This window comes from Prescottella sp. R16 (assembly GCF_030656875.1).
Lineage (GTDB): Bacteria > Actinomycetota > Actinomycetes > Mycobacteriales > Mycobacteriaceae > Prescottella.
In genome coordinates this window covers 3,660,014-3,679,804 of record NZ_CP130943.1, presented here as the reverse complement: position 1 = coordinate 3,679,804, position 19,791 = coordinate 3,660,014, and the positions used below count along the sequence as shown (strand labels likewise).

21 protein-coding genes and 4 tRNA genes are annotated in these 19,791 nt (G+C 66.1%); 22 read left to right on the top strand and 3 right to left on the bottom strand.

Annotated features, from left to right (window positions below; translation table 11 throughout):
• Nucleotide 1: 1 nt before the first annotated feature.
• Nucleotides 2–1,264, bottom strand: coding sequence for a geranylgeranyl reductase family protein (locus Q5696_RS17165; RefSeq protein WP_370654815.1), 1,263 nt, complete (start codon nt 1,262–1,264; stop codon nt 2–4).
• 131 nt (nt 1,265–1,395) lie between these two features.
• Here Q5696_RS17165 and Q5696_RS17160 point away from each other — a divergent pair, with 131 nt between their 5' ends.
• Both Q5696_RS17160 and htpX read left to right on the top strand, forming a co-directional pair.
• Complete coding sequence (locus Q5696_RS17160; RefSeq protein ID WP_305092466.1) at nt 1,396–2,424, top strand: polyprenyl synthetase family protein; 1,029 nt, start codon at nt 1,396–1,398, stop codon at nt 2,422–2,424.
• Between the two features lie 116 nt (nt 2,425–2,540).
• Nucleotides 2,541–3,446: a zinc metalloprotease HtpX gene (gene htpX, locus Q5696_RS17155; protein ID WP_305092465.1), complete on the top strand. Its 906-nt coding sequence runs from the start codon at nt 2,541–2,543 to the stop codon at nt 3,444–3,446.
• 103 nt (nt 3,447–3,549) lie between these two features.
• Here htpX and Q5696_RS17150 read toward each other — a convergent pair whose 3' ends face one another.
• The gene (locus tag Q5696_RS17150) at nt 3,550–4,041 is read right to left on the bottom strand and encodes a YajQ family cyclic di-GMP-binding protein (protein ID WP_305092464.1); all 492 of its coding nucleotides are present in this window, start codon (nt 4,039–4,041) and stop codon (nt 3,550–3,552) included.
• Between the two features lie 168 nt (nt 4,042–4,209).
• Here Q5696_RS17150 and Q5696_RS17145 point away from each other — a divergent pair.
• From Q5696_RS17145 to rplA, 11 genes are all read left to right on the top strand, one after another.
• Nucleotides 4,210–4,292: transfer RNA gene (locus tag Q5696_RS17145), tRNA-Tyr, on the top strand.
• A gap of 326 nt (nt 4,293–4,618) precedes the next feature.
• Nucleotides 4,619–4,691: transfer RNA gene (locus Q5696_RS17140), tRNA-Thr, on the top strand.
• Nucleotides 4,692–4,736: 45 nt separating this feature from the next.
• Nucleotides 4,737–4,809: transfer RNA gene (locus Q5696_RS17135), tRNA-Met, on the top strand.
• 63 nt (nt 4,810–4,872) lie between these two features.
• Entirely contained in the window at nt 4,873–5,040 is a 168-nt protein-coding gene (rpmG, locus tag Q5696_RS17130) for a 50S ribosomal protein L33 (RefSeq protein WP_031937658.1), read from the top strand.
• A 159-nt stretch (nt 5,041–5,199) separates the two neighbouring features.
• The gene (gene hadA / locus Q5696_RS17125; protein ID WP_305095347.1) at nt 5,200–5,685 is read left to right on the top strand and encodes a (3R)-hydroxyacyl-ACP dehydratase subunit HadA; all 486 of its coding nucleotides are present in this window, start codon (nt 5,200–5,202) and stop codon (nt 5,683–5,685) included.
• The gene (gene hadB / locus Q5696_RS17120; protein ID WP_305092463.1) at nt 5,672–6,097 is read left to right on the top strand and encodes a (3R)-hydroxyacyl-ACP dehydratase subunit HadB; all 426 of its coding nucleotides are present in this window, start codon (nt 5,672–5,674) and stop codon (nt 6,095–6,097) included. Before hadA ends, hadB begins: the two co-directional genes overlap by 14 nt.
• Before the next feature lie 142 nt (nt 6,098–6,239).
• A tRNA-Trp gene (locus Q5696_RS17115) sits at nt 6,240–6,312 on the top strand.
• 34 nt (nt 6,313–6,346) lie between these two features.
• Nucleotides 6,347–6,802 (top strand): preprotein translocase subunit SecE, encoded by a 456-nt coding sequence (secE, locus tag Q5696_RS17110; protein WP_305092462.1) that lies wholly within the window; start codon nt 6,347–6,349, stop codon nt 6,800–6,802.
• A gap of 60 nt (nt 6,803–6,862) precedes the next feature.
• Entirely contained in the window at nt 6,863–7,663 is an 801-nt protein-coding gene (gene nusG / locus Q5696_RS17105; RefSeq protein ID WP_305092461.1) for a transcription termination/antitermination protein NusG, read from the top strand.
• An 89-nt stretch (nt 7,664–7,752) separates the two neighbouring features.
• Nucleotides 7,753–8,187 (top strand): 50S ribosomal protein L11, encoded by a 435-nt coding sequence (rplK, locus tag Q5696_RS17100; protein WP_031937663.1) that lies wholly within the window; start codon nt 7,753–7,755, stop codon nt 8,185–8,187.
• A gap of 115 nt (nt 8,188–8,302) precedes the next feature.
• Nucleotides 8,303–9,016 (top strand): 50S ribosomal protein L1, encoded by a 714-nt coding sequence (gene rplA, locus Q5696_RS17095; RefSeq protein WP_305092460.1) that lies wholly within the window; start codon nt 8,303–8,305, stop codon nt 9,014–9,016.
• Nucleotides 9,017–9,116: 100 nt separating this feature from the next.
• Here the strand turns inward: rplA and Q5696_RS17090 are convergent, their stop codons facing one another.
• Nucleotides 9,117–10,718: an MFS transporter gene (locus Q5696_RS17090; protein ID WP_305092459.1), complete on the bottom strand. Its 1,602-nt coding sequence runs from the start codon at nt 10,716–10,718 to the stop codon at nt 9,117–9,119.
• Between the two features lie 405 nt (nt 10,719–11,123).
• On the opposite strand from Q5696_RS17090, the gene rplJ reads away from it, so the two are divergent.
• The 9 genes from rplJ to Q5696_RS17045 all read left to right on the top strand — a co-directional run bounded on the left by rplJ (nt 11,124) and on the right by Q5696_RS17045 (nt 19,788).
• Complete coding sequence (gene rplJ / locus Q5696_RS17085; RefSeq protein WP_305092458.1) at nt 11,124–11,681, top strand: 50S ribosomal protein L10; 558 nt, start codon at nt 11,124–11,126, stop codon at nt 11,679–11,681.
• 83 nt (nt 11,682–11,764) lie between these two features.
• Nucleotides 11,765–12,154: a 50S ribosomal protein L7/L12 gene (gene rplL / locus Q5696_RS17080; RefSeq protein ID WP_305092457.1), complete on the top strand. Its 390-nt coding sequence runs from the start codon at nt 11,765–11,767 to the stop codon at nt 12,152–12,154.
• 291 nt (nt 12,155–12,445) lie between these two features.
• Entirely contained in the window at nt 12,446–13,492 is a 1,047-nt protein-coding gene (locus Q5696_RS17075; RefSeq protein ID WP_305092456.1) for an ABC transporter ATP-binding protein, read from the top strand.
• 11 nt (nt 13,493–13,503) lie between these two features.
• Entirely contained in the window at nt 13,504–14,298 is a 795-nt protein-coding gene (locus Q5696_RS17070; protein ID WP_305092455.1) for an MlaE family ABC transporter permease, read from the top strand.
• A 4-nt stretch (nt 14,299–14,302) separates the two neighbouring features.
• Nucleotides 14,303–15,163: an MlaE family ABC transporter permease gene (locus tag Q5696_RS17065; protein ID WP_305092454.1), complete on the top strand. Its 861-nt coding sequence runs from the start codon at nt 14,303–14,305 to the stop codon at nt 15,161–15,163.
• Complete coding sequence (locus Q5696_RS17060) at nt 15,160–16,497, top strand: MCE family protein (protein WP_305092453.1); 1,338 nt, start codon at nt 15,160–15,162, stop codon at nt 16,495–16,497. The genes Q5696_RS17065 and Q5696_RS17060 overlap by 4 nt, the downstream gene beginning before the upstream one ends.
• Nucleotides 16,494–17,570 carry an MCE family protein gene (locus Q5696_RS17055; protein WP_305092452.1) on the top strand — a complete coding sequence of 359 codons (1,077 nt, stop codon included), beginning with the start codon at nt 16,494–16,496 and terminating at the stop codon, nt 17,568–17,570. The genes Q5696_RS17060 and Q5696_RS17055 overlap by 4 nt, the downstream gene beginning before the upstream one ends.
• Nucleotides 17,567–18,562 carry an MCE family protein gene (locus Q5696_RS17050; RefSeq protein ID WP_305092451.1) on the top strand — a complete coding sequence of 332 codons (996 nt, stop codon included), beginning with the start codon at nt 17,567–17,569 and terminating at the stop codon, nt 18,560–18,562. Before Q5696_RS17055 ends, Q5696_RS17050 begins: the two co-directional genes overlap by 4 nt.
• A complete protein-coding gene (locus tag Q5696_RS17045; protein WP_305092450.1) occupies nt 18,562–19,788 on the top strand; it encodes an MCE family protein in 1,227 nt (408 codons plus the stop codon). The genes Q5696_RS17050 and Q5696_RS17045 overlap by 1 nt, the downstream gene beginning before the upstream one ends.
• The last annotated feature ends 3 nt before the right edge of the window (nt 19,789–19,791 follow it).

The window sequence follows — 19,791 nt, the reverse complement described above, 5'->3', positions numbered from 1 at the left end:
CTCAGCTGAACGGCGTCCGCTGATCGAACCGCAGCGACGCCGCACCGGACGTCCGCCACGTGCGGGCCACGAGGTCGGCGTCCGCGTCGGTGACGAGGTTGCCCATCACCCGCACCGCGACGGCCATCAGGGCGCGGGACCGCAACGCGACCGGCCCCGACGCCGGCAGGAACCGTGGCACGGTCAGCAGGTTCGCGAGCCGACGGGCGATCGAGAACGCGCGACCGTAGTGGGCGCGCAGCAGTTCGGGCCAGACCCGGGTCCAGTCGTCGGCGTCGACGAGCCCGGCGATCAACCGGCCCCCCTCGAGCCCGTAGTCGATGCCCTCGCCGTTGAGCGGGTTCACGCACGCGGCCGCGTCCCCGACCAGCGCCCAGTTGGGTCCCGCGACGTTCGACACCGCCCCGCCCATCGGCAGCAGCGCCGACGCCACCGCCCGCACCTCCCCGTCCAACCGCCACTCGTCGCGCCGCTGCGCCGTGTACAGGTCGAGCAGCGGTCGCAACGCCCCCGACGCCGGACGTTTCGCGGTCGCGAGCGTCCCCACCCCGATGTTGATCTCGCCGGTGCCGAGCGGGAACACCCAGCCGTAGCCGGGCTGCAGCGTTCCGGCGGCGTCACGCAGTTCCAGATGCGACGTGATCCACGGATCGGTGCTGCGCCCCGACCGCACGTACGCGCGGGCCGCGACCCCGTACACCGTGTCCCGATGCCACTGCCGCCCCAGCTGCTTGCCGAGCGTCGACCGCACCCCGTCCGCGACGATCAGCTTCGAACACGTGACCGTGTGCGTGCCCGACGACGTCCGCACCGTCACCGACCGTACCCGGCCGCCGTCGGTGTCGACGCCGACAGCCTTGGTGCCCTGGATCATTCGGGCACCCGATGTGATTGCGACCCCGCGCAGTCGGTCGTCGAGTTCGGTGCGGGGGACCGCGCTGCCCACCGCGGGCAGGGCCCCGCCCGGCCACGGCAACTCCAGCTCCTGTCCCCAGCCGGTGAGCCGCAGACCCCGATTGACGACACGCCCGCGCACCCACTCGCCGAGCCCCAGCCGGTCGACCTCGGCGATCGCCCGCGGCGTCAACCCGTCCCCGCACGTCTTGTCCCGCGGAAACTCGGCCGCATCGACGAGCAGGACGTCGCGGCCGTCCCGGGCCGCCCACGCCGCGGCAGACGACCCGGCCGGACCGGCACCGACGACGAGAACCTCGGCATGCGAAGGGAAACGATCGGACGGGTTCGGAGAAGGATCGACCACCACGTCACCATGTTCTCAGGCCGACGCGTCGACCGCCCCCGAGGGCAGGTGTGGTGAATACCGGTACTACCGCTAGGTTCACTACCGTGGTTTCAGCGTTTTCCGCTCCCACGGGTGCGGCACCGACTACAGGAATGGGTACGGACATCGTGAGCACTGAGATGCCCAGCACGGTCGTCGCCGGAGTCGACCTCGGTGACCAGCAGCTCGCCGACGTCGTGCGCGACGGGCTCGCTCGTGTCGAGGAGCTCCTGGTCAGCGAGCTGTCCGACGGCGAGGACTTCCTCACCGAGGCGGCCCTGCACCTCGCGAAGGCCGGCGGCAAAAGGTTCCGTCCCCTGTTCACGATCCTCACCGCACAACTCGGCCCGAAGGGCTCCGACCCGGCCGTCGTCACCGCCGCGACCGTCGTCGAACTCGTGCATCTCGCGACGCTCTACCACGACGACGTCATGGACGAGGCCACCATGCGGCGCGGCGCACCCAGTGCGAACGCCCGCTGGGGCAACAGCATCGCGATCCTCGCCGGCGACTACCTGTTCGCCCACGCGTCGCGGCTGGTGTCCACCCTCGGCCCCGAGGCCGTCCGGATCATCGCCGAGACGTTCGCCGAACTCGTCACCGGCCAGATGCGCGAGACCATCGGTGCCCGCGTAACCCAGGACCCGATCGAGCACTACCTCAAGGTCGTGTGGGAGAAGACCGGGTCGCTCATCGCGGCCAGCGGGCGGTTCGGCGGCACCTTCTCCGGCGCCGACGCCGACCAGATCGCGTGCCTCGAACGTCTCGGCGACGCCGTCGGTACCGCCTTCCAGATCGCCGACGACATCATCGACATCTCGTCGGAGTCCGAACAGTCCGGCAAGATCCCCGGCACCGACCTGCGCGAAGGTGTCCACACCCTCCCGGTGCTGTACGCGCTCCGCGAGGAGAACGCCGACGCCGACCGGCTGCGCGTCCTGCTCGACGGCCCCGTCACCGACGACACCGACGTGGCCGAGGCGATCGTCCTGCTCGAACGGTCCCCGGGCATGGCGGCGGCCAAGGCCACGCTCGCCGAGTACGCCGAGCGGGCGCGCGTCGAACTCGCGCAGCTGCCGCAGGGGCCCGCCAACGACGCCCTCGTCCGGCTCATCGACTACACCGTTCGACGTGTGGGATGACGCCACACTGACGTAGCGTTCGAGCCGGCCCGGGAACCGATACTCCGGGCCGGCTCGTTGTCGTGTCGGGAGCCGCTGCGGGTCCGGTCGGGCGGCCAACAGGGAAGAGGCGAGTGGTGCACGGTTACGCAAACGGTGCCAAGACGTTCGGCCTGTTGGTCGGCATGTCGGCGCTGATCATCTTCATCGGCTCGTTGTTCCGGAATCAGACCATCCTGATCTTCTCGATCCTGCTGGCCGTCGGAACCAACGCGTACGCGTACTTCAACAGCGACAAGCTCGCCCTGCGGGCCATGCACGCGCAGCCGATCACGGAGGTCCAGGCCCCCGTCATCTACAAGATCGTGCGCGAACTCGCGACCACCGCGCACCAGCCGATGCCGCGGCTGTACATCAGCCCGACGGCCGCCCCCAACGCGTTCGCCACCGGCCGCAACCCCCGGCACGCCGCGGTGTGCTGCACCAGCGGCATCCTCGACATCCTCGACGAACGGGAACTGCGGGCCGTCCTCGGCCACGAACTGTCGCACGTCTACAACCGCGACATCCTCATCTCGTCGGTGGCCGGCGCCATGGCCGCCGTCATCTCCGGGCTCGCGAACATGGCGATGTTCGCGAACATGTTCGGCGGCGGACGCGACGGCCAGAACGCCAACCCGCTCACACTGCTGCTCGTCTCCCTGCTCGGCCCGGTCGCCGCGACCGTCGTCAAACTCGCGGTGTCCCGCTCCCGGGAGTACCAGGCCGACCAGTCCGGCGCCGAACTCACCGGCGACCCGCTGGCGCTCGCATCGGCGCTGCGCAAACTCGAACGCGGCACCCAGGCCGCACCGCTACCACCCGAACCGCGGATCGCAGCCCAGTCGCACATGATGATCGCCAACCCGTTCCGGGCCGGTGATCGGGTCGGCAAGATGTTCTCGACCCACCCGCCCATGGCGGACCGCATCGCTCGGCTGGAGAGGATGGCCGGGGGCGGGCCGTCGGACGGAGGCCTCCCGCCCACCCATCGCGAGTACTGACCCCGGCGTCCTCCGAACGACGGAAAACGGGCCGCCACCTCCGCATCTGCGGAAGGTGTGCGGCCCGTTCGACGTGCGGTACCGGCCCGTGGCCGGCCGCTGCCTACCGGTAGTTCACGAACTGCAGGGCGATCCCGAAGTCCTCGCCCTTGAGCAGCGAGATGACGGCCTGCAGGTCGTCGCGCTTCTTGCTGCTCACCCGCAGTTCCTCGCCCTGGATCTGGGCCTTGACGCCCTTGGGGCCCTCGTCGCGGATCTTCTTCGAGATCTTCTTCGCGTTCTCGCTGCTGATGCCCTGGACCAGGGTGCCGCTGAGCTTGTAGATCTTGCCGGACTGCGCGGGCTCGCCGGCGTCGAACGCCTTGAGCGAGATGTCGCGGCGGATGAGCTTCTCCTTGAAGACCTCGAGGGCGGCCAGCAGCCGCTCCTCGGTCTCGGCGGTCAGCGTGATCGACTCCTCGCCGGACCACTCGATGCTCGCCCCGGTGTTACGGAAGTCGAACCGGGTGCCGAGCTCCTTCGCAGCCTGATGCAGAGCGTTGTCCACCTCTTGACGGTCGACCTTGCTCACCACGTCGAAGGACGAATCAGCCACTGCACACTCCCAATTCACTAGCGGTCGGACCCGCCGCGGACAGCGGCGGTCGAGGTCGACGCTATCGGTTCGCAACCGCCCGTATCCACCCGGTTTGCATTTCGGGGGGTGCTTCGTTGTATTCTTCGATACGCAATCAGGGCGCTGCGGTGCCGTGAACGCGAACCAGGCAGGTTGCCCGAGCGGCCAATGGGAGCGGACTGTAAATCCGTCGGCTTACGCCTACGTAGGTTCGAATCCTACACCTGCCACACAGTTCAGCCCCGGTCCTGCACAGGACCGGGGCTGAACTGCTTTCCGGGGTCGCTGCCTCCCTGGTTGTCCCTTCCGTGGGTCTCCATGGATCGGGTCTTCATGGGTCCGAGGTCTCCAGGGGTCGTCCGTGTGGCCGGTGAGCGCGCCGGCCGGCTGCGGGACGCCCCCCGGGGGGCGGGGTCGTCCGGAGTGGCCGGAGATCTGCGGGAACAGGTCTCGTGGGGGCCGTTTTATCCGTGCTGACCAGCCAATTTGTATCTGACGCGAAGGTCTGTGTAATCTTCTGGAGGCTTCAGAGAGCAGAGATGCTCAGCAGAGCCACGCCCCCTTAGCTCAGTCGGCAGAGCGTTTCCATGGTAAGGAAAAGGTCGACGGTTCGATTCCGTCAGGGGGCTCGCTGGATTGTGGTGTCGCCGGTTCCGCGCGACACTCGACACCGAGGCGGTGTAGCTCAGTTGGTAGAGCAAACGACTCATAATCGTTGTGTCGCCGGTTCAAGTCCGGCCATCGCTACACAAGACGAATGATCCACCCTGATCGGTCACTGATCAGATTCACGCGAAAGAAGGCATCCCCGTGGCCTCCTCGACTGACGTTCGGCCGAAGATCACTCTCGCCTGCGAGGTGTGCAAGCACCGCAACTACATCACCAAGAAGAACCGTCGCAACGACCCGGACCGCCTCGAGCTGAAGAAGTTCTGCCCGAACTGCGGAACCCACCAGGCGCACCGCGAGTCCAAGTAAGTTCTTCTCCGTAAGTCTTACTGGAGTCGATGCGCGCGTTAGGTTCGCTGTCACACTGCCCTAACGAATGCGTCAACAGGGCAGGGGTGTTTCGCTGTGACGGAAACAGTCGTGAGGGTGGCCGACGAGGTGTTCGATCCCGCCGTGCATGCGGCCGCGATGGTCGGACATCACTACCGCGTCACCGACTTCTACGAGATCGGCCGGGAGAAGATCCGCGAGTACGCTCGCGCGGTCCTGGACATGCACCCGGCTCATCACGACGAGGCTGCGGCGAAGGGCCTCGGTTACGACGGCCTGATCGCCCCGCTGACCTTCGTGTCGATCGTGGGGATGATCGCGCAGCGCAAGCTGTTCGAGGAGATCGTCACCGGATACGACCTCAGCCAGATCATGCAGACCGATCAGCGGCTGGAGTTCCATCGGCCGCTGCAGGCCGGTGACCGGCTGATCTGCGACGTCTACCTCGAGTCGTTCCGTCAGGTCGCGGGCAGCGACATCATCGTCACCAAGAACATCATCTCCGATGTGAACGGCGAGCTGGTGCAGACCACCTGGACGACGCTCGTCGCTCGTTCCGGGGGCGAGGTGGACGAGAACATCGCCCACGCCGTCAAGGATGTGATGATGCATGACGCTCCGTAGATTCGAGGACGTCGCCGTCGGTGACGAACTTCCCGAGCGCGTCGTCACGCTGACTCGTGGCAATCTCGTCAACTACGCCGGTGTGTCGGGTGATCCCAATCCGATTCACTGGAGCGACCATGTGGCTCGACTGGCCGGCTTGCCGGACGTCGTCGCACACGGGATGCTCACTATGGGGCTGGGTGGAGGTTTCGTCTCCTCCTGGCTCGGTGATCCGGGTGCCGTGACCGAATACAACGTTCGGTTCACCAGCCCGGTGTACGTGGCGGCTGACAAGGCTGCCGAAGTGGAGTTCACCGGCAAGATCAAGTCGGTGGACGCCGAAAGCAAGACCGCAGTAGTCGCGATTGTGGCACGGTCCGAGGGTCGGAAGATCTTCGGTCGGGCCACCGCAACGGTCCGTTTGGCCTGACGGCCTCACGGATTGGGTTTGATCCGGGCATTGAAGTACACTAGAGTTTCTGTGGTTACTCAGGCGCTGCGCGCTGCCCAATGAGGGTGGCGCGCATGTCATGTGAACCCAGATGGGTCGATCGACTCGATCGGTCGGCCAAAGGGGCGTAGCTCAACTGGCAGAGCAGCGGTCTCCAAAACCGCAGGTTGCAGGTTCAAGTCCTGTCGCCCCTGCACCCGGATCGGCCAGCGACTGAGAGGAACGACGGTGAGCGAGGAGCGCGGTAACCGCGACGACAGCGTTGCCGGGTCTTCGGACTCCACACCTGTCGACGAATCAGTCGTTTCCGGTCGGGATGCCCAGAATCCTGCTGAAGAGAGCCCCACGAGCGCGGCCCCAGCAGGAAAGCCGAGCGGCAAGCGTGGCACCCGTCGTACCGAAGCCTCCGGGCCGGCCGTCACGGCCTCGTCCGTCAAGGCGTCCAGATCCGCCACCAAGAACTCCGGTAAGAGTGCGGGCAAGGCCCCCTCGGAGAACATCTTCAAGCGGATAAGCCGCTTCCTGCGCGAAGTGATCGCCGAGCTCCGTAAAGTCATCTGGCCCAATCGCAAGCAGATGATCACCTACACCAGTGTGGTTCTCACGTTCGTCGTCTTCATGGTGACGTTCGTCTTCCTTATCGACCTTGGTTTCGGCCAGGGCGTCACCTGGTTGTTCGGCTAATCCGGGGACGCCCGTCGGCGTTCCCGAACGATGTGATTGACGAGAGGAAGAGTGCCTCCAGTGAGCACCCCCGAGAACGACTCTGACAAGGCCCTGGCCGAGGAGCGCGTTTCGGCCGAGGCGGTAACCGAAGACGGTGTGGCTGCCGACACGACGGCCGACGACGACACCGCCGGCGAGGTCGCCCAGGACGGTGCCGTGGAAGAGCAGGCTGCCGACGTCGCCGAAGAAGAGGTCGACCCGGTCGCCGAGTTCAAGGCGGCGCTCCGTCGCGCTCCCGGTGACTGGTACGTCATCCACTCGTACGCCGGTTACGAGAACAAGGTGAAGGCCAACCTCGAGACCCGCGTCCAGAACCTCGACGTCGGCGACTACATCTTCCAGGTGGAGGTTCCCACCGAAGAGGTCACCGAGATCAAGAACGGCCAGCGCAAGCAGGTCAACCGCAAGATCCTGCCCGGCTACATCCTGGTGCGCATGGAACTGAACGACGAGTCGTGGGGCGCGGTGCGCAACACGCCTGGTGTCACCGGTTTCGTTGGTGCGACGTCGCGTCCGTCCCCGCTGACGCTGAACGAGGTCGTCAAGTTCCTCATGCCGCAGCAGGGCCAGAAGAAGCCCGCTGCCGCAGGTGCCGCAGCGACCGGCGGCGACGTCGCCGCACCGGCAACCGCGAAGCCGGCCATCGAGGTCGACTTCGAGGTCGGCGAGTCGGTCACCGTCATGGACGGACCGTTCGCGACCCTGCCGGCGAGCATCAGCGAGGTCAACGCCGAGCAGCAGAAGCTCAAGGTTCTGGTCTCGATCTTCGGTCGTGAGACCCCGGTCGAACTCTCGTTCAACCAGGTCCAGAAGATCTAGCGCGTCCCGCGGCGACCATCGCCGACCCGGGACCCACACACTTGCACGCAGTACGCAAGAAACACACCCCGTAAGAACAAGGAACGAAGATGCCCCCCAAGAAGAAGAAGCTCGCAGGGCTCATCAAGCTTCAGATCCAGGCTGGTCAGGCCAATCCTGCTCCGCCCGTGGGTCCGGCGCTCGGTCAGCACGGCGTCAACATCATGGAGTTCTGCAAGGCTTACAACGCGGCGACTGAGTCTCAGCGCGGCAACGTGATCCCGGTCGAGATCTCCGTCTACGAAGACCGGACCTTCGACTTCAAGCTGAAGACCCCGCCGGCCGCCAAGCTGCTGCTCAAGGCTGCAGGCGTCCAGAAGGGCTCCGGCGAGCCGCACAAGACCAAGGTCGCCACCGTGACCATGGATCAGGTGCGCGAGATCGCGAAGACCAAGCAGGAAGACCTCAACGCGAACGACATCGACGCCGCCGCGAAGATCATCGCCGGCACCGCGCGTTCGATGGGTATCACCGTCGAGGGCTGATCGCCGCGAAGCCCGCTCCGTCAGCGGGTTCTCCACTGTGGGAGGGCCGGCCAGGCCCGCAACCACAACTGAACCATTCACCCGGTATCCCGGGTGAGACGTAAGGACAGAAGAAATGGCAAAGCGCAGCAAGGCGTACCTCGCCGCCGCTGAGAAGATCGACGCGGACAAGCTCTACAGCCCCCTGCAGGCTGCGAAGCTGGCCAAGGAGACCGCGTCGTCCAAGATGGATGCGACCGTCGAGGTTGCCGTCCGTCTGGGCGTCGACCCCCGCAAGGCGGACCAGATGGTCCGTGGCACGGTCAACCTGCCGCACGGCACCGGTAAGACCGCACGCGTCGTCGTGTTCGCGGTGGGCGAGAAGGCCGCCGAGGCCGAGGCTGCCGGCGCAGACGTCGTCGGTGCCGAGGACCTGATCGAGCGCATCCAGGGCGGTTGGACCGACTTCGACGCCGCGATCGCCACCCCGGACCAGATGGCCAAGGTCGGCCGTATCGCGCGTGTCCTCGGACCGCGTGGCCTCATGCCGAACCCGAAGACCGGCACGGTCACCCCGGACGTCGCGAAGGCCGTCTCGGACATCAAGGGCGGCAAGATCAACTTCCGCGTCGACAAGCAGGCCAACCTGCACTTCGTGATCGGCAAGGCGTCGTTCGACCAGGAGAAGCTGGTCGAGAACTACGGCGCCGCGCTGGACGAGATCCTGCGTGCGAAGCCGTCGTCGGCGAAGGGCCGCTACGTCAAGAAGATCACGGTTTCGACCACCACCGGACCGGGCATCCCGGTGGACCCGAACCGTACCCGCAACCTCCTCGAGGACAGCGAGTAAGTCGCGATTCTCGCGACCTGATCGACATCGAAGGCCGGCACAGAGTTCTCTCTGTGCCGGCCTTCGGCGTTCCCCGGGTTCGTTCCCGGGGGAACAGGGTTCAGTCCTCGGCGCGCCGCCATGCGAGCATCGTCCCGCGCCCCTCCGCCGGCGCCCACGGCAGGAAGAGTGCGACGACGATCGCACACAGCACCACGGCACCCGTCGCGACGAGGGACGCGGTGTGCGCGCCCTGCAGGACCGCGGTCTTCATCGTCGTGATCAGCTGTTCACGCTGCGGTTCGAGCATCGAGGGGAGTTCCCGGTTCCGGATCTCGAGCACGCTGAGGATCGTGGACCGCGCGAAGCTCTTCTCGTCGTCGTTCATGAGGGACGCCGGGACGCTGTCGATGACCGGTGCCACCTTCCCGACGTAGTACGACGCGACGATCGACCCGAGCACGGCGACACCGAGGGTCCCGCCCACCTCGCGGGTCGTGTCGTTGACGGCGGAACCGGCACCGGCCTCGTCCAGGGGCAGCGACGACATGATCGACTCGGTCGCCGGTCCCTGGACGATCGCGAGCCCGAGAGCCATCGACACCATCGACGGCAGGACATCGGTGAGATAGCTGCTGTCGACGTCGACCTGCCCGCCGAGATACAGGCCGAGCCCGGTCAGCAGCAGCCCGACGACGAGGACCGCGGTGGTACCGATCCGCTGGGCCGACAGAGTCGCGATCGGTGCGCCCACCGCGACGGACACCGCGAACGGTAGTGATGCGATACCGAACTCGAGCGGGGAGTATTCGCGTACACCCTGGAAGTACTGGGTGATGAGGAACAGGAACCCGAACATCGAGAAGTAGGCGATGGCGATCGCCAGAGCCGGTAGCGAGAACCGTCGGATCCGGAACAGGCGCATGTCCAGGATCGGCGAGTCGACCCGGAGTTCCCACAGGACGAAGCCGGCGAGTACCGCGATCGATGCGGCGGCCGTTCCGACGGTGACGGTGGAGAGCCAGCCGTACCGGGGTGCCTCGATGATCGCCCACACCAGCCCGGTGATGCCGACGACGGAGGTGACGATGCCGACGATGTCGAGGCGGCCGGTCGATTCGGCTCTCGACTCGGGCACGAACAGTCGGGTCGCGACGAGAGCGAGGAGTGCCACCGGGACGTTGATCCAGAACACCGCGTGCCACGAGAAGTGTTCGAGGAGCCAGCCTCCCGAGATCGGTCCGATCGCGATCGCGAATCCGGCCATCGCCGTCCATGCCGCGATCGCGAGTGCCCGTTCCCGGACGTCGGTGAAGATGTTGATGATCAGTGCGAGCGTCGCAGGGAAGACGGCGGCCGCGAAGATACCCATCGCTGCGCGGGCCGCGATCACCTGCTCGAGCGACGAGGCGGAGGCGCCGACGACGGACATCACCGCGACACCGGCGAGGCCGATCGTCATGACCCGGCGGCGGCCGTGCCGGTCGCCCAGATTGCCGAACGCGAGGAGCAGGCCCGCGAAGGTCAGCGTGTAGGCGTCGACGACCCATTGGAGACCGCTGACGTCGGTGCGCAGTTGGACGCCGATCGACGGCAGGGCGACGTTGACGATCGTGTTGTCGAGGACGACGAGCAGTTCGGCGAGGCAGATCACCGCCAGTGCGAGGATCCTGCGCTGTCGTCCCGGACCGGAGTCGGTGACGGTGGGGGTCGTGAGAGTCATGGCAGGAATGTAGCCCATTACATGTAACTTGCAGTTACGCTCAAGCGTCGATGTCGGGATGGGCAAGGGGCGTTTTGCGTCTCAGGGTGCGCCTCGCTACACTTCTCTGCGGAGTTCGGTGTTCGATGCGGACTCCGCCCCGAAAAATGTTCTACCCAAGACCGTTGGTCACCGTTCTCCTCCGGGGATCGGTTGAAGGTCCGGGATTGCCCGGCGACCCACGCAGGAGGACGAGGTGGGGGATGTTTGTCTGCGCCCGATTTCGATCGGCCGGTCGATCTCCTCGTGTACGCCCCGTGTGCCCTGCACCGGGGCGTTTTGCATGTCACGGCCCACGTCGGACGACGTCACGTCGGACGGCGGTGGTCACAGTGGAACAACGACTGTCACGAGAGGAGGCGAAGTATGGCAAAGCCTGAGAAGGTTTCCGCGGTTGCGGAGATCACTGAGCAGTTCAAGGAGTCGTCTGCCGCAGTCATCACGGAATACCGTGGTCTGTCGGTCACGAGTCTGACGCAGCTGCGACGCGCTCTCGGAGAGGGTGCCACCTACTCCGTCGCCAAGAACACCCTGGTCAAGCGTGCCGCCGCGGAGGCGGGCGTCGAGGGCCTTGACGACCTGTTCGTCGGACCGACCGCCATTGCATTCATCAAGGGCGAGCCGGTCGACGCTGCGAAGGCTCTGAAGACCTTCGCGAAGGACAACAAGGCGCTCGTCATCAAGGGCGGCTACATGGACGGCGCTGCGCTGTCCGTGGATCAGGTCAACAAGATCGCGGATCTCGAGTCCCGCGAGGTTCTGTTGGCCAAGCTCGCCGGCGCGATGAAGGGCAACTTGGCAAAGGCCGCCGGCCTGTTCAACGCTCCCGCTTCGCAGGTGGCCCGTCTGGCCGCCGCGCTGCAGGAGAAGAAGGCTGCGGAGGGTGGGGCCGTCGAGGCTCCCGCCGACGCCGCTGCCGAATAGCTGATCCGCACCTGCGCATCACAACCATCACCACCTGTCCGGTCGCGGATCGGCGACAAGGACTTTAGAGGAAGGACGCCACCATGGCGAAGCTCACCACCGAAGAGTTGCTGGACCAGTTCAAGGAGCTCACCCTGCTCGAGCTCTCGGAGTTCGTGAAGGCGTTCGAGGAGACCTTCGAGGTCACCGCTGCTGCTCCGGTCGCCGTCGCGGCTGTTGCGGGCGCCCCGGCTGCCGGCGGCGACGCTGCCGAGGAGCAGGACGAGTTCGACGTCATCATCGAGTCGGCCGGCGACAAGAAGATCCAGGTCATCAAGGTCGTCCGTGAGGTCGTCTCCGGCCTGGGCCTGAAGGAAGCCAAGGACCTCGTCGAGGGTGCTCCGAAGCCGATCCTGGAGAAGGTCGCCAAGGAGGCCGCCGAGGCCGCCAAGGAGAAGCTCGAGGCTGCCGGCGCGAAGATCACCCTCAAGTAAGGGGTTCTTCCGCGCTGCTTCCTGACGAAGCATCGAGAAGAGGGCCGTTCCCGCGTGCGGGGGCGGTCCTCTTCGTCGTATCCGGGTGGGTCCGTATGTGCCGCGAGCAGGGGCGTTGTGTGCTGCTCGGGAGGCGTGATAGGCAAGTCGGGGTTGTCACGATCGCCGGCGGGGTGCCCGTACCTACTCAGTAGTAGGGTTCGGAGTTACGCGTAACACTCCAATGCGATAGAGTGACCCAACCCACAGCGGACTCGACGTTGGGGGACGTGCCCGACGCAGGAGGTAAAGGTGGGAGTCGAGGTAGCGGTCGAGGGACTCACGAAGTCTTTCGGCTCTCAGAAGATCTGGCAGGACGTGACACTCACGCTGCCGTCCGGTGAGGTCAGCGCACTGCTCGGTCCGTCCGGCACCGGTAAGTCGGTGTTCCTGAAGTCCCTCATCGGACTGCTGCGCCCCGAAGAGGGGTCGATCGTCATCGACGGCACCGACATCCTGCAGTGCTCCTCCAAGGAGCTGTACGAGATCCGCAAGCTGTTCGGTGTCCTGTTCCAGGACGGCGCGCTGTTCGGCTCGATGAACCTGTACGACAACGTGGCGTTCCCTCTCCGGGAGCACACCAAGAAGCCCGAGTCCGAGATCCGCAAGATCGTGATGGAGAAGCTCGAGCTCAACGGTCTCATCGGCGCGGAGAACAAGCTTCCCGGCGAGATCTCCGGCGGTATGCGCAAGCGTGCCGGCCTCGCACGGGCACTCGTGCTGGACCCGCAGATCATCCTCGTCGACGAGCCGGACTCCGGCCTCGACCCGGTCCGAACCACTTACCTGAGTCAGCTGCTGATCGACATCAACGCGCAGATCGACGCGACGATTCTGATCGTCACCCACAACATCAACCTCGCCCGTACGGTGCCCGACAATCTCGGCATGCTGTTCCGCAAGCAGCTCGTCATGTTCGGTCCGCGTGAGGTGCTGCTCACCAGCGACGAGCCGGTCGTCCACCAGTTCCTCAACGGCAGCAAGATCGGCCCGATCGGCATGTCGGAGGAGAAGGACGACGCCCAGATGGCGCAGGAGCAGGCGCTCGTCGACGCCGGACACCATCACGGCGGCACCGACGACGTCTACGGTGTCGTGCCGCAGATGCAGGCCACACCCGGGCTGCCGGAACGTCAGGCCGTCGGCCGTCGTCAGGCTCGGGTGCGGGAGATCCTGCACACGCTCCCGTACGACGCGCAGCAGGCGATCCTCGAGAGCCTCGACGGCGATCAGGCGACCCAGGTGATCCCGGCCTACGACGACGGAGGACACGGTTCGTCCACCTTCGAGCGCGGTTAGGGGGGCCGCGCATGGGGGGCACCCGCGCATCGATGATGAAGCCTGTCACCGGAGCGTTGACTCAGGCAGGGAACATCGTCCAACTGTTCGTCGACGTCGTCCGCAACACGTTCCGGCGTCCGTTCCAGTTCAAGGAGTTCATCGAACAGGCGTGGTTCATCGCGAGCGTGACGATCCTGCCGACGGCACTGGTCGCGATTCCGTTCGGCGCTGTCGTGTCGCTGCAGACCGGTTCGCTGATCAAGCAGTTGGGTGCCGAGGCGTTCACCGGTGCGGCCAGCGTGCTGGCCGTGATCCAGCAGGGCAGTCCGATCGTGACGGCCCTGCTCATCGCCGGTGCCGCCGGCTCGGCCGTCACCGCGGATCTGGGGTCACGGACCATCCGTGAGGAGATCGACGCGATGGAGGTGCTCGGGATCAACCCGATCCAGCGTCTCGTCGTGCCCCGGGTGCTCGCGATGGTGCTGGTGGCAGTGCTGCTCAACGGGCTGGTGTCGGTCGTCGGTATCGCGGGCGGCTACTTCTTCAACGTCATCCTGCAAGGCGGTACCCCGGGTGCCTACCTGGCGTCGTTCTCGGCGCTCGCCCAACTCCCGGACCTGTACATCGCGGAGATCAAGGCCGCGATCTTCGGTGTCATCGCGGGTGTCATCGCCGCCTACAAGGGACTCACTCCGAAGGGGGGCCCGAAGGGTGTCGGTGAGGCGGTGAACCAGGCCGTCGTCATCACGTTCCTGGTGTTGTTCTTCGCGAATCTGATCCTGACGATGGTCTACCTGCAGATCGTCCCGGCAAAGGGGGCATGAGTCGATGACGATCGCACGTGGACGCGGCGACCTGGCGTTGATGCGGGCTCGCCGATGGGCGCGTAAACCGCTCGATGTGCTCGACAACGCCGGCGAGCAGATGTCGTTCTACTCGCGGGCCATCGCGTGGACCCCGCGCACGTTGCGCCGCTACCGCAAGGAGCTGCTGCGACTGCTCGCCGAGGTGACCTTCGGCAGCGGCGCGCTCGCGGTGATCGGCGGCACCATCGGCGTGATCGTCATGATGTCCGGGTTCACCGGCGTCGTGGTCGGGTTGCAGGGCTTCGCGGCCCTCGACCAGCTCGGCAGCTCGGTACTGACAGGCTTCCTGTCCGCGTACGTCAACACCCGGGAGATCGCCCCGATCGTCGCGGCGCTCGCCCTGTCCGCCACGGTCGGCTGTGGTTTCACCGCGCAGCTCGGCGCGATGCGGATCTCGGAGGAGATCGACGCGCTCGAGGTGATGGCGGTGCCGAGCGTGCCGTTCCTCGTCACCACCCGCATGATCGCCGGGTTCATCGCGGTGATCCCGCTGTACATCGTGGGCCTGCTCGCCGCCTACCTGGCCTCGCGCGTCGTGAGCACCGTGTTCAACGGTCAGTCCTCCGGCTCGTACGACCACTATTTCAACCTGTTCCTACCGCCCGCGGACGTGCTGTGGTCCTTCGGCAAGGTGCTGGTGTTCGCGTTCGTCCTCATCCTCATCCACTGCTACTACGGGTTCCACGCCCGCGGTGGCCCGGCAGGCGTCGGTGTCGCCGTCGGCCACGCGGTGCGCACCGCCATCGTCACCATCGCCGTCCTGGACTTCTTCCTGAGCCTCGCGATCTGGGGCACGACGACCACGGTGCGGGTGGCCGGATGATCGAGCACCCGTCGAAGCTGCGCCGTCGAATCCTGGGAGTCGCGTTCTTCCTGGTCCTGGCCTTGTTCCTGGGCGGCACCATTGCCAGCTACAACAAGACGTTCACCCCGGTCGTCAAAGTCGATCTCGTCACCGACACCGTCGGGAACGCGTTACCGCGCAACGCGGACGTCAAGGTCCGTGGCCTGATCGTGGGCGAGGTGCGGTCGGCGTCCACCACGAACGGCAAGGTCACCTCGGTCGTGGCGCTCCAGCCCGACAAGGTCGACCTGATCCCGTCGAACACGACCGCCCGGCTGTTGCCGAAGACGCTGTTCGGTGAGCGGTACGTCGATCTGGTGATTCCGTCGAATCCGAGCCCCAACCCGATCGAGGCCGGCGGCACCATCCATCAGGACAAGAGCGGAAACGCGGTCGAGCTGGGCAAGATGCTCGACGGTCTGCTGCCGCTGTTGCAGGCGATCCCACCGGAGAGCCTGGCGTCGACGCTCGGGGCGCTGTCCCAGGCCCTGGACGGCCGGGGCGAGCAGATCGGTGTGACACTCGACCAGCTCGACACGATCTTCGCGGGTGTGAACACCCGCATGCCCGACCTGACGGCCGGATTGCAGAGCTTCGCGACGTTCACGCAGACATATGCGGATGCGGCGCCGCAGTTGATCGACGCGCTCGACGACCTGCGCACCACCAACGCCACGATCGTGCAGGAGCGTAAGTCGATCGATGCGCTCATGGCGTCGGTCACCGCAACGGGGGCGAGTACGGCGGACCTGCTCACCACCAACCGGGATTCGCTCATCTCGATCGCCGCGGATTCGCGGGAGGCACTCGAGATCCTGGCCCGGTTCTCGGGCACGTTCGGGTGCACGTTCGCGAACTTCGCCGACGTGATGCGCCGGTCCGGTGCGATCACCGGTGAGGGGTCGGAGCTGCCGGGTGCCCGCGCGACGATCGAACTGGTCAATCCGCGTGGACGCTACCTGCCCAACCAGGACGAGCCGCGACTGTTCGACACCCGCGGCCCGCGTTGTTACACGCCGCCGCCGTTGGGTACGGACATCGGTCAGTACCCGGGTGGTGCCATCCACGACGGGTCCTACCAGGTGCCGAGCCGTAACCCGGGTGACCAGACGATCTCGGACATGCCGGCACCCCAGTATTCGATGGTCCCGGCGGCGACGGCTCCCGTCTCCTATGTGGGGTCGCAGCTGGAGCGGGACACGCTCGCGGTGGTGTACAGCCAGGCCACCGGGGTGGCCCCGCAGGACGTGCCGTCGTGGGCCGCGAAGATCGGTGCGCCCGCACTGCGTGGAAACGAGGTGAGCGTCAAATGAAGCGACAGCTGCGAGGAGTGGTCGCCCCGCTCACCAAGCTGGTGATCTTCGCGGTGGTCACGATCCTGGCGACGGGCTTCCTGGCGCTCACGATCGCGAACACGACGTCGACCGGCGGTACGAAGTTCAGTGCCAGGTTCACCGATGTCACGTCCCTCAACAAGGGTGACGAGGTCCGTATCGCGGGGGTGCGGGTCGGTCAGGTGACGAAGATCGAGATCGTCGACGACCGGGAGGCCCAGGTCGAGTTCTCGCTCAGCGACCGGGACTGGTTGCCGGCCAGTACGACGGCGACGATCCGGTTCCGCAACCTGGTGGGGCAGCGGTACATCGCGCTCGAACAGGGCACGGGACAGCAGGGCTACAAGATGACGGCGGGGGAGACCATCCCACTCGATCGGACCAAACCGGCCGTCAACCTGACGACGCTGTTCAACGGGTTCCGGCCACTGTTCCAGACCTTGAGCGCCGACGACGTCAACAAGCTGTCCTACCAGATCATCCAGGTGTTCCAGGGGGAGGGCGGAACCATCGAGGAGCTCGTGGCGAACACGGCGTCGTTGACGAACACGATCGCGGACAAGGATCGGGTGATCGGTGAACTCGTCACCAACCTGAATCGGGTACTCGACACCGTCAACGACCGGGACGAGCAGGTGGACCAGTTGATCGACAACACCGAGCGGCTGGTCAGCGGACTCAACGCCGACCGCGGCGTCATCGGGCAGTCGGTGCAGTCGTTGTCGCAGCTGACCAGCGCCACGGCCGATCTGCTGGTGCCGACGCGCCCGTCGATCCAGGGGTCGATCGCCGGCCTGAACACGGTGGCCGGTCACATCAACGAACGTTCGGGTGACGTGAACCAGGTACTCGCGAACCTGCCGGTGAAGATGGAGAAACTGGGTCGGGCCGGCAGTTACGGTTCGTGGTTTCAGTTCTACCTGTGCGGTATCGACATCGTGGCCGGGCCGGGCACGGCGCCGCAGTTGAATCTGCCGTCGAACCTGCCGACGGTGAATCAGCCGATCTACACGAACACGGCCCCGCGCTGCTATGCGGACGGTGTGCGATGACGAACAAGCGCAGTCCGGCGGTCACCGGTGCTCTCGGTATCGTCGTGGTCCTGCTGGCGACGATGTCGGCGTTCTTCCTCGACAGCCTGCCGATTCTCGGTGCGTCGAACCGGTACACCGCCGAGTTCTCGGAGGCGGCGGGACTCAAGTCCGGTAACGAGGTGCGGGTCGCGGGTGTGAAGGTCGGCAAGGTGACGGACGTGGACCTCGACGGCGACCGGGTGCTGGTGGCGTTCCAGACGAAGGACACGTGGGTCGGGGACCAGACGACGGCGTCGATCCAGATCAAGACGATCCTCGGGCAGAAGTATCTGGCGCTCGATCCGCGGGGCACCGAGGTGCTCGATCCGGGAGTGCGGATCCCGCTCGAGCGGACCACGTCGCCGTACGACGTCATCGATGCGTTCAGCGACGCCGCGACGACGCTCGAGGAGATCGACACCACGCAGCTGGCGTCGAGTTTCGATGTGCTGTCCCAGGCATTCGAGGGCACCCCGGACGAGATCCGAGCGTCCCTCGACGGTGTCGCCCGGCTGTCGGAGACGGTCGCCAAGCGTGACCAGGATCTGAAACATCTGTTCGGTGCCACGAAGCAGACGTCGGAGATCCTCGCGGACCGCAGCGAGCAGTTCGAGAAGATCCTCGCCAACGGGGGCACACTGCTGGCGGAACTCAACAACCGGCAGCAGGCGATCTCGCAACTGCTCACCAGCACGCAGACGCTGTCGCGGGAGCTCACCGGACTGGTCGCGGACAACGAGGAACAGATCACGCCGGCGCTCACCCAGTTGCAGGGCGTCATCGACATCCTCAACGAGAACCAGCAGAACCTGGACAAGGCCCTCGAATACGCTGCGCCGTTCTACCGGATCTACGCGAACGTGCTCGGCAACGGCCGCTGGTTCGACACCGTCGTGACGAACCTGACCCCGCCCGGGCTGCCGGACGTCCCCGGTGAGCGAGCGCCCTTCCGCACCCTGGGGGGTAACTGATGAGTGACACCCGACGCAGCCGTCGCCGGTGGATTCCGGTCGCGTTGATCGCGGTGGTGGCCGTCGTGGCGGCCGGTACGGGATGGTGGCTGTTCCAGAACGCCGGCACCACGAAGATCACCGCGTACTTCGACAAGTCGGTCGGCATCTACTCGGGGTCGGACGTGCGGGTCCTCGGTGTGAAGGTGGGCCGGGTCGACTCGGTGGATCCGCAGGGCGACCAGGTGCAGGTGACGATGACGGTGCAGCGGGGTGTCGACATCCCTGCCGACGCGAAGGCCGCCCAGGTGACGCCGTCGGTGGTCTCCGACCGCTACATCCAGCTCACGCCCGTGTACACGGGCGGCGAGAAGATGGCGTCGAACGCGGAGATCCCGAGGGAGCGCACCGCGACCCCGGTCGAGGTGGACCAGCTGTACGCGAGTGTCACGGAGCTGTCGGAGGCGTTGGGCCCGGACGGGGCCAACAAGGACGGTGCGCTGTCGAATCTCGTCGAGAGTGCGGCCGCGAACCTCGACGGCAACGGCGACGCGATGGGCAACACGTTCACGAAGTTGTCGGAGGCGGCCCGGACGCTGTCGGATTCGCGCACGGACATCTTCGACACGATCAAGAACCTGCAGGTGTTCGTCAGTGCTCTCGCCGACAACGATGCGCAGGTGCGCCAGTTCAACACGCAGCTGGCGGATCTGAGCGGTTTCCTGGCGGGGGAGAAGGACAACCTGGGGCTCGCCCTGAACCAGTTGTCGCTGGCTCTGGGGGACGTGGCCCGGTTCGTGGAGAACAACCGGGAACTGCTGACGCAGAACATCGACGGGTTGACGACGGTCACGCAGACCGTCGCGAACCGCCGGGACGAGCTGGCCGAGGCGCTCGTGACGATCCCGCTGGCGCTGAGCAACCTGGTGAACGCCCACGACGCCGAGTCGGGGACGCTGCAGATGCGCGTCGACCTGCCGGATCTGCAGGATCCGTTCGGGTTGGGCTGCAAGCTCATCGATGTCGCGAAGCTGATGCCGGGTGATCCGCGGTTCGAGGCGCTGGGCCGGCAGATGAAGCCGGTGATCGACAACTGCAAGATGATCACCGATCAGATGACGGCCGGTGTGAAGAGCCCGACACTGAATCTGCCGCTGGGCATTCTCAGCGGCGACAATCTGCAGCAGGGCACGGTTCCGGGGACGGTGCCGGGCACGCCGTCGCCGCGATTGGGGGGGACGCCGTGAGGG

What these genes read in the sequence shown, in the direction of transcription:
- hadA (WP_305095347.1), top strand. Translation starts at nt 5,200, where the DNA reads ATGGTCGGACATCACTACCGCGTCACCGACTTCTACGAGATCGGCCGG.
- Q5696_RS17070 (WP_305092455.1), top strand. Translation starts at nt 13,504, where the DNA reads ATGGGGGGCACCCGCGCATCGATGATGAAGCCTGTCACCGGAGCGTTG.
- Q5696_RS17055 (WP_305092452.1), top strand. Translation starts at nt 16,494, where the DNA reads ATGAAGCGACAGCTGCGAGGAGTGGTCGCCCCGCTCACCAAGCTGGTG.
- Q5696_RS17160 (WP_305092466.1), top strand. Translation starts at nt 1,396, where the DNA reads ATGGGTACGGACATCGTGAGCACTGAGATGCCCAGCACGGTCGTCGCC.
- rplL (WP_305092457.1), top strand. Translation starts at nt 11,765, where the DNA reads ATGGCGAAGCTCACCACCGAAGAGTTGCTGGACCAGTTCAAGGAGCTC.
- Q5696_RS17050 (WP_305092451.1), top strand. Translation starts at nt 17,567, where the DNA reads ATGACGAACAAGCGCAGTCCGGCGGTCACCGGTGCTCTCGGTATCGTC.
- rplK (WP_031937663.1), top strand. Translation starts at nt 7,753, where the DNA reads ATGCCCCCCAAGAAGAAGAAGCTCGCAGGGCTCATCAAGCTTCAGATC.
- Q5696_RS17065 (WP_305092454.1), top strand. Translation starts at nt 14,303, where the DNA reads ATGACGATCGCACGTGGACGCGGCGACCTGGCGTTGATGCGGGCTCGC.
- Q5696_RS17045 (WP_305092450.1), top strand. Translation starts at nt 18,562, where the DNA reads ATGAGTGACACCCGACGCAGCCGTCGCCGGTGGATTCCGGTCGCGTTG.
- hadB (WP_305092463.1), top strand. Translation starts at nt 5,672, where the DNA reads ATGACGCTCCGTAGATTCGAGGACGTCGCCGTCGGTGACGAACTTCCC.
- Q5696_RS17090 (WP_305092459.1), bottom strand. Translation starts at nt 10,718, where the DNA reads ATGACTCTCACGACCCCCACCGTCACCGACTCCGGTCCGGGACGACAG.
- rplA (WP_305092460.1), top strand. Translation starts at nt 8,303, where the DNA reads ATGGCAAAGCGCAGCAAGGCGTACCTCGCCGCCGCTGAGAAGATCGAC.
- rplJ (WP_305092458.1), top strand. Translation starts at nt 11,124, where the DNA reads ATGGCAAAGCCTGAGAAGGTTTCCGCGGTTGCGGAGATCACTGAGCAG.
- Q5696_RS17060 (WP_305092453.1), top strand. Translation starts at nt 15,160, where the DNA reads ATGATCGAGCACCCGTCGAAGCTGCGCCGTCGAATCCTGGGAGTCGCG.